The 14,196-nt window shown below is 17.7% G+C and carries 15 protein-coding genes and 1 other RNA gene; 11 read left to right on the top strand and 5 right to left on the bottom strand.

What is annotated here, in order from left to right; translation table 11 throughout:
• Window positions 1-15 precede the first annotated feature (15 nt).
• From pcnB to thrC, 8 genes are all read left to right on the top strand, one after another.
• Window positions 16-1,197, top strand: a complete 1,182-nt coding sequence (gene pcnB / locus AACK90_RS02090; protein ID WP_339043215.1) for a polynucleotide adenylyltransferase PcnB — start codon at window positions 16-18, stop codon at window positions 1,195-1,197.
• A 157-nt stretch (window positions 1,198-1,354) separates the two neighbouring features.
• Window positions 1,355-1,603 (top strand): 3-methyl-2-oxobutanoate hydroxymethyltransferase, encoded by a 249-nt coding sequence (locus AACK90_RS02085; RefSeq protein ID WP_339043213.1) that lies wholly within the window; start codon window positions 1,355-1,357, stop codon window positions 1,601-1,603.
• A 30-nt stretch (window positions 1,604-1,633) separates the two neighbouring features.
• Window positions 1,634-1,786, top strand: a complete 153-nt coding sequence (locus tag AACK90_RS02080) for a hypothetical protein (protein ID WP_339043211.1) — start codon at window positions 1,634-1,636, stop codon at window positions 1,784-1,786.
• Window positions 1,787-1,809: 23 nt separating this feature from the next.
• Complete coding sequence (locus tag AACK90_RS02075; RefSeq protein ID WP_339043209.1) at window positions 1,810-1,968, top strand: 3-methyl-2-oxobutanoate hydroxymethyltransferase; 159 nt, start codon at window positions 1,810-1,812, stop codon at window positions 1,966-1,968.
• Between the two features lie 111 nt (window positions 1,969-2,079).
• Entirely contained in the window at window positions 2,080-2,931 is an 852-nt protein-coding gene (gene panC, locus AACK90_RS02070) for a pantoate--beta-alanine ligase (protein ID WP_339043207.1), read from the top strand.
• A 456-nt stretch (window positions 2,932-3,387) separates the two neighbouring features.
• Window positions 3,388-5,850 (top strand): bifunctional aspartate kinase/homoserine dehydrogenase I, encoded by a 2,463-nt coding sequence (gene thrA / locus AACK90_RS02065; protein WP_339043205.1) that lies wholly within the window; start codon window positions 3,388-3,390, stop codon window positions 5,848-5,850.
• A 23-nt stretch (window positions 5,851-5,873) separates the two neighbouring features.
• Window positions 5,874-6,824 (top strand): homoserine kinase, encoded by a 951-nt coding sequence (thrB, locus tag AACK90_RS02060; RefSeq protein ID WP_339043203.1) that lies wholly within the window; start codon window positions 5,874-5,876, stop codon window positions 6,822-6,824.
• Window positions 6,811-8,094 carry a threonine synthase gene (gene thrC, locus AACK90_RS02055; RefSeq protein WP_339043201.1) on the top strand — a complete coding sequence of 428 codons (1,284 nt, stop codon included), beginning with the start codon at window positions 6,811-6,813 and terminating at the stop codon, window positions 8,092-8,094. Before thrB ends, thrC begins: the two co-directional genes overlap by 14 nt.
• Before the next feature lie 65 nt (window positions 8,095-8,159).
• On the opposite strand, the gene ychF is transcribed toward thrC, so the two are convergent.
• From ychF to AACK90_RS02040, 3 genes are all read right to left on the bottom strand, one after another.
• Window positions 8,160-9,206, bottom strand: coding sequence for a redox-regulated ATPase YchF (gene ychF, locus AACK90_RS02050; RefSeq protein ID WP_339043199.1), 1,047 nt, complete (start codon window positions 9,204-9,206; stop codon window positions 8,160-8,162).
• A 23-nt stretch (window positions 9,207-9,229) separates the two neighbouring features.
• The gene (pth, locus tag AACK90_RS02045) at window positions 9,230-9,784 is read right to left on the bottom strand and encodes an aminoacyl-tRNA hydrolase (protein WP_425333433.1); all 555 of its coding nucleotides are present in this window, start codon (window positions 9,782-9,784) and stop codon (window positions 9,230-9,232) included.
• Window positions 9,785-9,915: 131 nt separating this feature from the next.
• Complete coding sequence (locus AACK90_RS02040) at window positions 9,916-10,545, bottom strand: Fe-Mn family superoxide dismutase (protein WP_339043197.1); 630 nt, start codon at window positions 10,543-10,545, stop codon at window positions 9,916-9,918.
• A gap of 256 nt (window positions 10,546-10,801) precedes the next feature.
• Between AACK90_RS02040 and rnt the strand changes: the two genes are divergently transcribed.
• Window positions 10,802-11,440 carry a ribonuclease T gene (rnt, locus tag AACK90_RS02035; RefSeq protein ID WP_339043195.1) on the top strand — a complete coding sequence of 213 codons (639 nt, stop codon included), beginning with the start codon at window positions 10,802-10,804 and terminating at the stop codon, window positions 11,438-11,440.
• A 135-nt stretch (window positions 11,441-11,575) separates the two neighbouring features.
• On the opposite strand, the gene grxD is transcribed toward rnt, so the two are convergent.
• Window positions 11,576-11,905, bottom strand: coding sequence for a Grx4 family monothiol glutaredoxin (gene grxD, locus AACK90_RS02030; RefSeq protein ID WP_339043193.1), 330 nt, complete (start codon window positions 11,903-11,905; stop codon window positions 11,576-11,578).
• Window positions 11,906-12,061: 156 nt separating this feature from the next.
• Here grxD and ssrA point away from each other — a divergent pair.
• Window positions 12,062-12,452: a transfer-messenger RNA gene (ssrA, locus tag AACK90_RS02025) on the top strand.
• 296 nt (window positions 12,453-12,748) lie between these two features.
• Window positions 12,749-13,297 (top strand): nucleotide exchange factor GrpE, encoded by a 549-nt coding sequence (gene grpE / locus AACK90_RS02020; protein ID WP_339043191.1) that lies wholly within the window; start codon window positions 12,749-12,751, stop codon window positions 13,295-13,297.
• Between the two features lie 44 nt (window positions 13,298-13,341).
• Here grpE and ung read toward each other — a convergent pair whose 3' ends face one another.
• Window positions 13,342-14,001: a uracil-DNA glycosylase gene (gene ung / locus AACK90_RS02015; RefSeq protein ID WP_339043189.1), complete on the bottom strand. Its 660-nt coding sequence runs from the start codon at window positions 13,999-14,001 to the stop codon at window positions 13,342-13,344.
• Window positions 14,002-14,196: the final 195 nt, after the last annotated feature.

The following is a 14,196-nucleotide window of genomic DNA, read 5'->3' as shown; positions in this document are numbered from 1 at the left end:
CTGTAAATAAATCATATGATAATAATTTATAAAAAAAACCATAACATATCTAGAAAAAAAATTAGTAAAAACGCAATTAAAATTTTATTTAGATTACATAAATCAGGTTATCAAGCATATCTTGTAGGAGGTGGAGTTAGAGATCTTATTATAGGAAAAACACCAAAAGATTTTGACTTAGCTACTAATGCAACACCATTTGAAATACAAAAATTATTTAAAAACTGTAGACTTATTGGAAGAAGATTTCAAATAGCACATATAATGTTTAAAAAAGAAACAATTGAAGTATCTACTTTTAGAGGACATAATCATGATAAAAAAAATATAAATAAAATACATAAAAAAAAAACAAATTTAGGAATGCTTTTACGTGATAACATATTTGGACAAATAGAAGAAGATGCAGAAAGAAGAGATTTAACTATTAATACTTTATATTTTAATGTTATCGATTTAAGTATTCGAGATTATGTAGGAGGTATTAAAGATATAAAAAAAAAAATTATTAGATTAATTGGAGATCCTGAAACTAGATACAGAGAAGATCCTGTAAGAATGTTAAGAGTAATTAGATTTTCAGTACAATTAAGAATGAAAATAGAAAAAAATACAGCAAAAGCCATTCCAAAACTTGCAAAATTAATTTCTCATGTTCCTTCAGCAAGATTATATAATGAATTAAATAAATTATTACAAACAGGTTTTGGATATCAGGCATATAAAAAATTGAAAAAATTTTGTTTATTAAAAATTATTTTTTCATTTCCTTTATTACATTATAATAAAAATATTAATATTTTAATTAATTCTTTATTAATAAATGTTTTAAAAGAAAATGATAAAAGATATAAAAAAAAAAAAAAAATACATCCAGAATTTTTATGGTCAGCAATACTATGGTACCCATATTTTATAAATACTATAAAAATTAAAAATAATAAAAAAATAAACTATAAAGATGCTTCAAATATTTCTCTCAAATTAATCTTAAAAAAAGCTTCTTTTATATTATCAATTCCAAAACAAATAATTTATTCAATAAAAGAAATTTGGAAAGTAATAAATTTTATTACATATAATTCAAAAAATATTCCAAAAAAAATAAAAAAAAACAAAAAATTTTTTGAAGCATACAATATTTATATTATAAAAAAAAAAATTGAAAAAAATAAAATTTTTAAAAAAATAATATAATTTTCAAAATAAAAAAAAATTTATATAAAAATTTTTTATAAAATTAAAAAAATTTTAAAAAATAAAATAAAAAAAAAAAAAAAAAATAAAAAAAATTAATATATATAAATATATAAATGGAAATTAAAAAAACATAAATTTTCAACAATTACTGCTTATGATTTTAGTTTTTCAAAATTATTTTTCAGAATCAGGAACTCCAATTCTATTATTAGGTGATTCTCTTGGAGTGGTTATTCAAGGAAAAAAATCTACTTTAGAAGTAAAATTAAAAAAATATAAAATATCATACAAAAACCGTATAAAAGGATCTAAAAACAAATTTATTATTTCAGATTTATCATTTATGACATTTATGAATAAAAAAACAAACTCTAAAAAATGCATGTTCAATAATTTAATCTAGAGCAAATATGATTAAAATAGAAGGAAGATCATGGAAAAAAAAATAATAAAACATTTAGCTAAAAAATCTATTTTAAAATATTGTCATATTGGATTAAAACCTAAAAATATAAATAAAGAAAAAGAATATAAAATTCAAAGAAAATCAAAAATAGATTCAAAAAAATTTATTAAAAATCATTAATTTTAGAAAAATCAGGAACAAATATGATTCTTTTAGAATGTGTTCCAAATAATTTAGCAAAAAAAGTTACTAAAAAATCAAAAATACCAGTAATAGGAATTGGATCTAGTCCTTACACAGATGGACAAATATTAGTAATGCATGATATGTTAGGTATTATAAAAAAAAACATAAATTTGTAAAAATTTTTTTAAAAAAAAATATATCTTTAATATAAGCAACTAAAAATTATATTTAAAAAGTAGAACTTGAAAAATTTCCTTCTAAAAAACACAAATTTTTTTAAAAAAAATATGAAAATAATAAAAAAAATAAAAAAATTAATAAAAATAATAAAAAAAATAAAAAATAATAGTACATTAATTCCAACAATGGGAAATATACATAATGGACACCTTGAACTTATAAAACAATCAAATTTACTTTCAAAAATTACAATTGTAAGTATATTTATTAATAAACTTCAATTTAATTCATTAAAGGATTATTTAAATTATCCAAAAACAATAAAAAAAGATCTGAAAAAATTAAAAAAAAACAAAGTTAATATCGTATTTATTCCTAATCAAAAAGAAATGTTTCCAAACGGATTATATAAACATACTATAGTTTCTGTAAAAAAAACATCAACAATTTTAGAAAATATAAATAGACCAAAATATTTAAATGGAGTATCAACAATCATATGTAAATTATTTAATCTTATTAAACCAAAATATGCAATTTTCGGAGAAAAAGATTTTCAACAATTATATATAATAAAAACACTTGTTAAAGAACTAAACTATAATATAAAAATTATATCTATTCCAACAAAAAGAAATAAAAATGGATTAGCCATAAGTTCTAGAAATAATTTATTAAATTCAAAGAATAAAAATATCGCAAAATATATTTATAAATATCTTTTGCAATTTAAAAAAAAAATTATATTTCAAGATTATAAAAATATTAAAAAAATTAAAAAAAATATATTAAAAAAATTTATTAAAAAAAAAATAAATGTTGAATCTTTAAAAATTAGAGATTCAAAAAATTTAAAAAAAATTGGTAAAAAAAGTAAAAAAGCTATTATATTAATTAGTGTATTTATAGAAAAAATAAGATTAATTGATAACATTAAAGTAAATATAAAAAAAAAATAAAAATATAATTTATTTATATCTCATAAAAAATTAAATTATAAAAAAATAAATATAAAAATATATAAATAAATATTTCATTAAAAAAATTTAAATTTTTTAAAAATTTTTAAAAAAAATTTTAATATAAAAAAATCTATTAACTCCATGAGTTATAATATTAAAAAATATTAAAATAAAAATATTTATATAAAAATATTAAAATATTTTTTAAAAAATATCATTATTATTTTAAAATATTTTTTTATTTTTTATAAAAAATTTTTTAAAAAAAATAAATTTTTTAAAAAAAAAAATATAATTTAAAAAAAAAATTAAAATTAATTTAACAATATAAAGTTAACGTTCTTTTTTTTTTTATTTTTTTTATATAATATATATTAAATTTAGATATTTCAAAATATATCACAAATAAATTAAAAAATTTTTATTTAAATAAAAATAGGAGAATATTTAAAAATGATTAAAATCTTGAAATTTGGAGGAACATCATTAGCTGATGCAAAAAGAATATTATCAGTATCGGAAATAATTCAAGAAGAATCTAAAAAAAACCAAGTAGCAGTAGTTTTATCTGCACCTGCAAAAATAACTAACAATTTAGAAAAATTAATCAAATACGCTAAAAAAAAAAAAAAATATAAAAAAATTATTTTAAAAATAAAAAATAAATTTTTAAAAATAATAACAAAAATATCAAATAAAAATAAAAATATTTCTTTTAAAGATTTATATAAAATAATAAATAAAGAAATAAAATTTTTAAAAAAATATTCTAAAATAATATATCTTTTAAAAAAATGTCCAAAAAAAATTTTTTCACAAATAATTTCAAAAGGAGAAATATTATCAACATATATTATGATGCATATACTACATTCTAAAAAAAATAAGATTATTCTAATAAATCCAGTAAAAAAAATATTATCTAAAGGAAATATATTAGATTCATATGTAGATATTAATCAATCAATAAAAAAAATACAAAAAATAAAAATTTCAAATCAATCAATAATTTTAATGCCTGGATTTATTGCGGGAAATAAAAAAAAAGAACTAGTGTTATTAGGAAGAAACGGATCAGATTATTCAGCAGCAATACTTTCTGCTTGTTTACGAGCAGATATTTGTGAAATATGGACTGATGTAAATGGAGTACTTACATGTGATCCAAAAATAGTAGATCAAGCAAAAACATTAAAAAATATGACATATAAAAATATTATAGAACTCTCTAATTTAGGAGCAAAAGTACTTCATCCAAAATCAATTTATCCATTAAAAAAATTTAAAATTCCTTGTTATATAAAAAATACATTCAATAAAAATTTTTATGGAACAAAAATATATAAAAAAAATAAAATAAAAAAAAATAAGTATAATTTTAGTATAACATATATAGATAATATATACATGTGTTGCATTAAAATTAATAATAACCAAATAATACATAAAATACAAAAAAAATTATTAAATTCTATTAGAAAAAAATATATTTCTATAATATTGTTTTCAAATTCTATAAATTTCAATTATATAAATTTTTATATAGAAAAAAAACATTTCAAAAATACTAATAAAATTTTAAAAAAAATATATAAAAACTCTAAAAAAAATATAAAAAAAATAAAAATTATAAAAAAATTATCTATTATTTCTTTAGTTAAAAAAAATGTTATCAAAAAAAAAGATTTAATTCATAAAATAAATAAAATTTTTAAAAATTCTCAAATTCAAATAATTAACACAATTAAAAATACATCAAAAAATTCTATATCTTTTATTATAAAATCTAAAAATAAAAATTCAGGAATAAAACTAATACATAAAATAGTTTTAAATAAAAATAATCTAATTGAAATATTTTTATTAGGAATCGGAGGTATAGGAAAAACTTTATTAAAACAAATTATTCAAGAAAAAAAATCATTAAAAAAAAAAAATATTATTATTAAAATTTGTTTAATATCTAATTCAAATAAAATATTATTTAAAGAAAATGGAATTAATATAAAAAATTGGAAAGAAAAATTCAAAAAAATAAAAAATAAATTTCAAAATAAAGAAAAACTTATTCAAAAAATTAATCAAATAATTAAAAAAAAATGTTATGTAAACCCTATTATTATTGATTGTACATCTAGTAAAGAAATCTCTTATAAATATTTTAAATATATAAAAAATGGATTTCATTTAATTACAGCAAATAAAAAATTTAATACTGGAAGTATTAAAAATTATAAAAAAATACGTAATTTATCTTATAAACATAATAAAAAGTTTTTATACGAAACAAATGTTGGAGGTGGACTTCCAATTATACAAACTATAAAAAATTTAAAACAGACAGGTGATAAATTATTAAAATTTCAAGGAATACTTTCTGGATCATTATCTTTTATTTTCGGAAAATTAGATAAAGGAATTTTATTTTCAAAAGCTGTACAACAAGCTAAAGAAAAAGGACTAACTGAACCAGATCCAAGAGAAGATTTATCTGGATTAGATGTAGCAAGAAAATTGTTAATAATAGCAAGAGAAATGGGATATAATTTAGAGTTAAAAGACATTAAAATAAAAAAAATATTACCAAGATCATTCAAAAATAATATTAATGTAGAAAAATTTTTAAAAAAAATAAAAAAATTAGATCAATATTTTTCTAAAAAAATATCTCAATCAAAAAAAAATAAAAAAAGAATAAGATTTATTGGAACAATTAATAAAAATGGAAATTGTAAAGTTAAACTTTCTGAAATTGATAAAAAAAATCCTTTATACAAAATAAAAAATGGAGAAAATGCGTTTATATTTTATAGTAAATACTACCAACCAATACCATTAGTAATTAGAGGATACGGAGCTGGAAAACAAGTAACGGCTTCCGGAGTATTTTCTGATTTATTAAATTCTATTTTATAAAATTATTTTTGGAAAATAAATAAATGACAAAAATATATGCACCAGCATCTATTGGAAATTTAGGAGTAGGATTTGATATATTAGGAGCTGCAATAACACCAATAAATAATAAATTATTAGGAGATTGTGTTTCTATAAAACTATCAAAAAAATTTAAATTAACAAATATAGGAAAATTTTCTTCAGAACTTCCAAAACTATATAAAAATAATATAGCCTGGAAATCTTGGTCTATTTTTTCAAAAAAATTAAAAATTAAAAAAAATGTACATATTACTCTTGAAAAAAATTTACCAATTAGTTCAGGATTAGGATCCAGTGCATCATCTATAGTATCTACATTAACTGCATTAAATATTTTTTTTAAAAATCCTTTAAAAAAAAATAAACTTTTATATTTAATGGGAAAAATAGAAAAAGAAATTTCAGGAGGAAAACATTATGATAATGTTGCTCCATCTTATCTTGGAGGAGTAAGATTAATAATTGAAAATGAAAAAAAAATTTCTCAAAAAATTAAATATTTCAAAAATTGGTATTGGATAATAGCATGGCCAGGAATAAAACTTTCTACTATAATATCTAGATCAATACTTCCAAAAAAATATTCTAGAAAAATTTGTATTCAACATAGTAAATATATATCATGTTTTATTCATGCATCTTATACAAATCAAGAAAATCTTGCATCTTCTTCTATAAAAGATGTTTTAGCTGAACCTTATAGAAAAAAATTAATAAAAAATTTTTCTCAACATAAAAAAAGAGTACAAAAGTTAGGATCTATTGCATTTGGAATTTCTGGTTCTGGACCAACTATTTTTTCTATATGTAAAAATAAAAAAATAGCAAAAAAAATTAAAAAATATTTTCTAGAAAAATATATTCAAACAAAAAATGGATTTTCTCATATTTGCAAAATAGACTCTGTTGGATCAAGAAAAATAGGAAATAATTTTAATGAAATTATATAATCTTAAAAAAAAAAATGAAATAGTAAATTTTTCAAATGCAGTTAAACTAGGTTTAGGTGCTAAACAAGGATTATTTTTTCCAAAAAATCTACCAATATTTTCTAAAGAAACAATAAAAAATTTATTGAAAAAAAAATTTGTTCATCGAAGTCAAAAAATTTTATCTCTATTAATTGGATCAGAAATAAAAAAAAAAATTATATATTCTAGTGTAAAATCAGCATTTTCATTTTCAGAACCTAAAATTTCAAAAATTAAAAAAAATATTGCATGTTGTGAATTGTTTCATGGACCAACTCTTGCGTTTAAAGATTATGGAGCTAAATTTATGGCTCATATTTTATCATTCTTAAATAAAAAAAAAAAATTAATTACAATATTAACTGCAACTTCTGGAGATACAGGAGCAGCAGTAGCTCATGCATTTTATAAAATGAAAAACATTAAAGTAGTAATATTATATCCAAAAGGAAAAATTAGTACTATTCAAAAAAAACTATTTTGTACTTTAGGAAAAAATATTATAACTATAGCAATTGATGGAAGTTTTGATGATTGTCAAAAACTTGTCAAACAGTCATTTAATGATCAAGAAATAAAAAAATATACACAATTAAACTCAGCAAATTCTATTAATATAAGTAGATTACTTGCACAAATATGTTATTTTTTTGAAATCTTTCATTTAATTAAAAAAAAAAACATAGTATTATCTATACCATGTGGAAATTTTGGAAACTTAACAGCAGGACTATTAGCAAAATCTATGGGATTACCAATAAAAAAATTAATTTTATCTACTAATTCGAATGATACTATTCCAAGATTTTTAAAAGAAGGAATTTGGAATCCATACCCAACAATTTCTACAATTTCTAATGCAATGGATATTAGTAAACCAAATAACTGGACTAGAGTAGAAGAAATATTTAAAAGAAAAAAATGGAATATAAAAGAATTAGGATATGGTAGTGTAACAGAAAAAGAAACAATAAAAAATCTAAAAGAATTATTTAAAAAATACAAGTATATCTCAGAACCACATGCATCAATAGCATATACTATTTTAAAAAAAGAAATAAAAAAAGAAGAATATGGAATTTTTTTAGGAACGGCACATCCAATTAAATTTAAAAAAACCGTTGAAAGAAATTTAAAAATAAAACTAAAAAAATCAAAAATTATATCTAATTTATCTAATTTAAAAGAATTTTGTTATAATATAAAACCAGATTTTAAAAAATTAAAAAGAATACTGATTAAAAATTAAAAAATATAAGAGAGGAAAAAAATTCCTCTCTAAAAAATTTTTTAAATAATCAACAAAAAAATATCTTATAAATTAAATAAAAAATGTATAATATCTCCATCTTGAACTAAATAATTCTTTCCTTCTAATTTCAATTTTCCAGCTTTCTTAACAGAATTTTCATTTTTATAACGGATAAAATCTTTATAACGAATTACTTTTGCTCGTATAAATCCCTTTTTAAAATCACTATGTATAATTTTAGAAACATCTATACATTTTGAATTCTTTATAAAAGACCATGCTCGAATTTCTTTTTTTCCAACAGTAAAAAAAGTTTTTAATTTTAAAATTTTGTAAATAGAATGAATAATTTTAGATAAGTCAAATAATCTATTATCATATTTATTTGTCTCTTTTAAAGAGTTTGGGTTAATTGTTTTATAAATATCATTTTTTAAAAATTCTTTAACATTGTTCAAACAAACATTTTTTTTATTATCTATGTTAATGTTAATTAAATATAACATTGGTTTTAAAGTTAAAAAATTAAACTTTTTTATTAAAAACATTTCTTTTTGAGAAAAATTAATTTTTCTCAAAAATATAAAATTTTTTAAATTTAACAAACATTTATTTAATAAAGACTTTTCTTCATAAATTAAATTTTCATCTATATTTTTAGAATTATTTAAAATAATAATGCTTTTTTCACAAACATTAATATCTGAAAATATTAGTTCTGTATTAATTACATCAATATCATTAATAGGATTTACTTTATTCTGTACATGAATAATACTTTCATCTTTAAAACATCTAACAACATGTATTAAAGCATTAACTTTTTTTATTTCTTGTAAAAATTTGTTACCTAAACCTTCACCTTTTGATGCACCTTTTACTAAACCAGCAATATCCACTAATTTAACTGATGAAAAAATAACTTTTTTAGGAGAAACAATCTTTTTCAAATTAATTAATCTTTTATCATAAACAATTGAAAATCCTATATTAGGACTAATAGTACAAAATGGAAAATTCAGTGATGGAACAGTCATTTTTGTTAAAATGTTAAAAATAGTAGATTTTCCTACATTTGGTAAACCAATAATTCCACATTGAACACCCATAATCTTCCTTTGTTTACAAAAAATTAAAATAAAAAATTATATTTTTTTTTAAAAAAAATTGAATTAATTGATTTATTAATAGATTTCAAAATGATATTTTTTTCATTTAGTTTAGGTGTTGATAAAACAAAGTTAGAAACATCTTTTCTAAAATTTGGACGACCTATTCCAATTGATAGACGATGATAAAAAGTATTTTTATTAAATTTTTCTATAACACTTTTTAAACCATTATGTCCATTACTTCCATAACCATATTTTATTTTTATAAATCCTGGTAATAAATCTAACTCATCATGAATAACTAACATTTCACTTAATTTAATATTATAAAATTGAGATACTTTTAATATAGAATTCCCATTTAAATTCATAAAAATATCTGGAAAAAATAATAATATATCTTTTTTTAAAAAAGAAATTTTACATTTATATCCTAAAAATTTTTTTATTTTTTTAAAATTTGAATGAAAATAATTTGATAATAATTTTATATACCAAATTCCAACATTATGACGTGTATTTTTATAATTAGATATTGGATTTCCTAATCCTATTATCATTTTTATTTTATTCAAATTATTTTACCTAAAAATTTAAAAGTTATTCTATAATAATAAAATAGTTATATAAAAAACATAATAATTGATTTAATTTATAAAATAAAGAAAAAAATATTTCTCTTATAATATATAATATATATTTAAATTTATATGTTTAACAATAAAGATTTCTCAAAATTTATAGAAGCTTGATCCCAATTTATAATATTAAAATAAGCATTTATATATTCTAATTTATTATTTTGATATTTTAAATAATAAGAATGTTCCCATAAATCCAAACCAAGAATAGGAAAACCTGAATTTTTAACAAAATTTTTACTCATTCTTGGATTATCCTGATTTGAAGTATTTGTAATAAATAATTTTTTCTTCCATTGAACTAACCAAACCCATCCTGAACCAAAATGACCCATAGCAGATTGTATAAAACATTTTTTAAAATTATCAAAATTTAAAAAATATTTCTTAATATATTTTTTTAATTTACCTTTTAAAAAAGTATTTTTTTTTAAAATTTTCCAAAAAAAACTATGATTGATATGACCGCCTAAATTATTTCGAACATAATTTCTATTTTTCTTAGGAATTAAATCTAATTTAGATAATAAAGAATTTTTATCATATTTTGAAAATTTTGTGTTTTTTAAAAAATTATTTAAATTATTGATATATGTTTGATGATGTTTAGTATAATGAATCTTCATAGTTTTAGTATCAAAATAAGGTTCAAAATCGTCATAAAAAAAATTTAAATCTGGTAATTTATGTATCATTTTAAAAATCCTTATAATAAAATAAATTAATTAAATACTATAAAAAATATTGAAAATATTGTTAATATAAAACATTATTATTCTTAACATTCAATAACTAATATGTTAAATATATAACTTAAAAAAATAAATTTAATATTAAATTATTTCTTACTAAAACTAATTATTTATATAAAAAAAAATAATCTATAAAATTGCTTATAATTTATAAATATAAATTTATATTAAACTAATATGTTTAAATTATGGAATAGTAATGCAAAAAATAAATAAAAAAAATCTTCTAAGTGAAAGATTTCGAACTTTTTATCCAGTCGTAATAGATGTTGAAACATCTGGATTCAATCCAATAACAGATGCATTATTAGAAATAGCTGTAATTACATTAACAATGAACAATTATGGATGGTTAAATATAGAAAAAAAAATTCATTTTCATATCAAACCTTTTCAAGGTTCATTAATTAAAAAAGAAGCATTATCTTTTAATAAAATTGATCCATTTAATCCTCTTAGAGGTGCAATAAGTGAAAAACTTGCATTAAAAGAAATTTTTTCTATAATATATCATGGTATAAAAAAATATGAATGTAGTAAAGCAATAATTGTTGCTCATAATGCAAACTTTGATCATAGTTTTATTATGTCAGCATCAGAACGGTCAAAAATAAAGAAAAATCCATTTCATCCATTTGCAACATTTGATACAGCAACATTAAGTGGATTAGCAGTTGGTCAAACTGTTTTATCTAAAGCTTGCAGAGCAATTGGGTTATCATTTGATAATAATCAAGCACACTCTGCGTTATATGATACTCTTCAAACAGCAAACTTATTTTGTAAAATAATTAATCGTTGGAAAAAATTAGGAGGTTGGCCAATAAATAATATATAAAAATATATTATACAAAATAATTTAAATTAATTTTTTATTTTAATTTTTTTTAAATTTAAAGATATGATGAAATTTTAAAAAAAAATACATCATATCTCATTTTAATAAAATTTTAATAATATAAAAAAAATATTTTTATTTATTTTTACTACCTTTTAAAGCTTTTTTAATTATTTCTTGTAATTTTCCATTTTTATATAACTCAAATAAGATATCACTACCTCCTATTAATTTTCCAGAAATCCATATTTGAGGAAAAGTAGGCCAATTAGAAAATTTTGGAAGTTCATTTCTTATATCTAAATTTTTAAGAATATCTACATGAAAAAACTTTACTTTAAAACTTGATAAAATTTGAACTGCTCTTGAAGAAAAACCACAACTAGGAAATTGAGGAGAACCTTTCATATATATAAGAATAGGGTATTTAGAAATTTGATTTTTAATTTTAGAAATTATTTTCATAAAAAAATAGATACCTCTTAAAACATATATTAAAATAATAAGAATAATTATTATATAAAATGTTAAAAATAAAAAAATATTTGTAATCTCATAATATATAATATTATAATAGTTTAAAATATAATTATAAATATAAAAAATAAAAATTATAAATATGGGGCTGATTTAGGATTTGACAAATAATTCTAATACTGATGTGCATGACGAGGGTTGGTTTGCCTCGTAAAAAAACCAAAATTAAAAATATCTGCAAAAAATAAACAGGAATACGCTTTAGCAGCTTAAAAAACTGTTTTAAAGCCCATTTATAAATCTATTTGATTTGTTTCTTTCAAAATTAGATTATTTCAAAATACATAAATGGTTTAAAAAAAATAAGAAACAAAATTAAAATATTGTTTTTATATTTCAATTTATTTTAAAAAAAAACTACGTTTCTTTAAATTGTCTTTAATAAAAAAGAAAAAGAGAATCATAGAAGACTAATCATGTAGTGCATTAGTACAAAAAAATATTTGGACGCGGGTTCGAATCCCGCCAGCTCCAAATTTAAAATATAAAAAATTTTTTTAAAAAATATAAATATTTCTATAATATATTTAAAAAAATAAAAAAAATATTTTTTTATATAAACAATAAAATTTTTAAAAAATATTTTATATATTATGTAATTAAAATAAATTATTATATAATTTAAATAAAATATATAAAATAAAAAAATTTTAAATAAATTAAATTTAATTAAATATTTTAATTTAAAATTATACAAAATTTAAAATATAATAAATTTATAAATAAATATTAATTTTAATAAAAACTAATCAAAATAATACGGTGAAATTTATGACTTTTACAGAAGATAAAAAAATTAAACAAGAAAAAGAAATTAATCAAAAAGAAAATAAAGTAGATAAAAAAAAAAAAATAAAAAAAATTTTACAAACAATATATAAATTAAAAGATAAAATCCTAAAAAATAAAAAACAAATTAAAGAACTACCATTAATATTTTTAGCAAAAGAAGATAATATAAAAAAGAAAACAAGCGAAGAATGTAAAATAATTAAAAAAAAAAAAAGACACGATTTTTTTAAAAAAATATTTTTAATTATAGATGATCTTGAAAAAATTATTGTTTTAATTTCTAATATAAATAATAAAGATGATCCAAAATTAAGAGGAATTTCTTTAATTAAAAAATCTTTATTAGATTTAATTAAAAAAAATAATATTAGAATAGAAGGTAAAATAGATGAAATATATAATCATGAAAAACATAAATTAAATATTAATAAAGAAAATGCTCATAAATACTTAAAAATAAAAAAAGTTTTAAAAAATGGATATTCTATAGATAAAAAATTATTAAGAAAAGCATTAGTAGATGTTTAAAAGAATAAAATAAATTTTTTTATAAAACATAAAAATAAAAAATTTTAATCAATACTCCAATCAATAATTTTTTGTTTTTCAAATTTTAATAATCTATTTACTTCAGAAAAATGTTTACAACCAAAAAATCCTTTATATACTGAAAAAGGAGATGGATGAGATGTACATAAAACATAATTTTTTTTTATATCAATAAGACTTCTTTTCTTTTGAGCATAAGATCCCCACAATAAAAATATTACTCCAGAATGATAAAAATTAATTAATGAAATAACATAATCCGTAATCTCTTCCCATCCAAATTTAATATGTGACCTAGGACGATTTAAAGATACAGTTAAAATAGAATTTAATAAAAAAACACCTTGATAAGACCATTTTTTTAAACATCCTGATTTAAATTTTATTTTATCATTAATATCTCTTTTAATTTCTTTAAAAATATTTTTCAATGAAGGAGGACAAATAATTCCTGATTTTACAGAAAATGCTAAGCCATGAGCTTGTTTTTCTTTAAAATATGGATCTTGACCTAATATTACTACTTTAATATCATTAAATTTAGTTAAATTAAAAACTTTAAAAACATCTTTTTTTTTTGGAAAAATTCTTTCAAAAGATCTTAAATTATTAATTTTACGTACTATTTTTATAATTTTTATTTTTTTTTCTTTTAATAAATTTTTCCAATCATACTTATACATTTTATTTAAAATTATCATTTTTTTTAATTTATTTATAAAAAATTTATAGAATATACGTAATAAAATAAAACAAAATTTAATATCACGTAATTAATTAATATATTATAAATAATATTTTTTTATATTAAAATATTTTAATTAAAAAAAATACTAAAATTAAAAAAAGAAATAAAAAAAAAAATAAAGAAAAAAAAT

Origin of the sequence: Buchnera aphidicola (Periphyllus acericola), from assembly GCF_964019855.1 — a bacterium.
Taxonomy (GTDB): domain Bacteria; phylum Pseudomonadota; class Gammaproteobacteria; order Enterobacterales; family Enterobacteriaceae; genus Buchnera_J; species Buchnera_J aphidicola_BC.
Note: the sequence above shows the minus strand (reverse complement) of the source record. Positions and strands in the feature narration are given on the sequence as shown.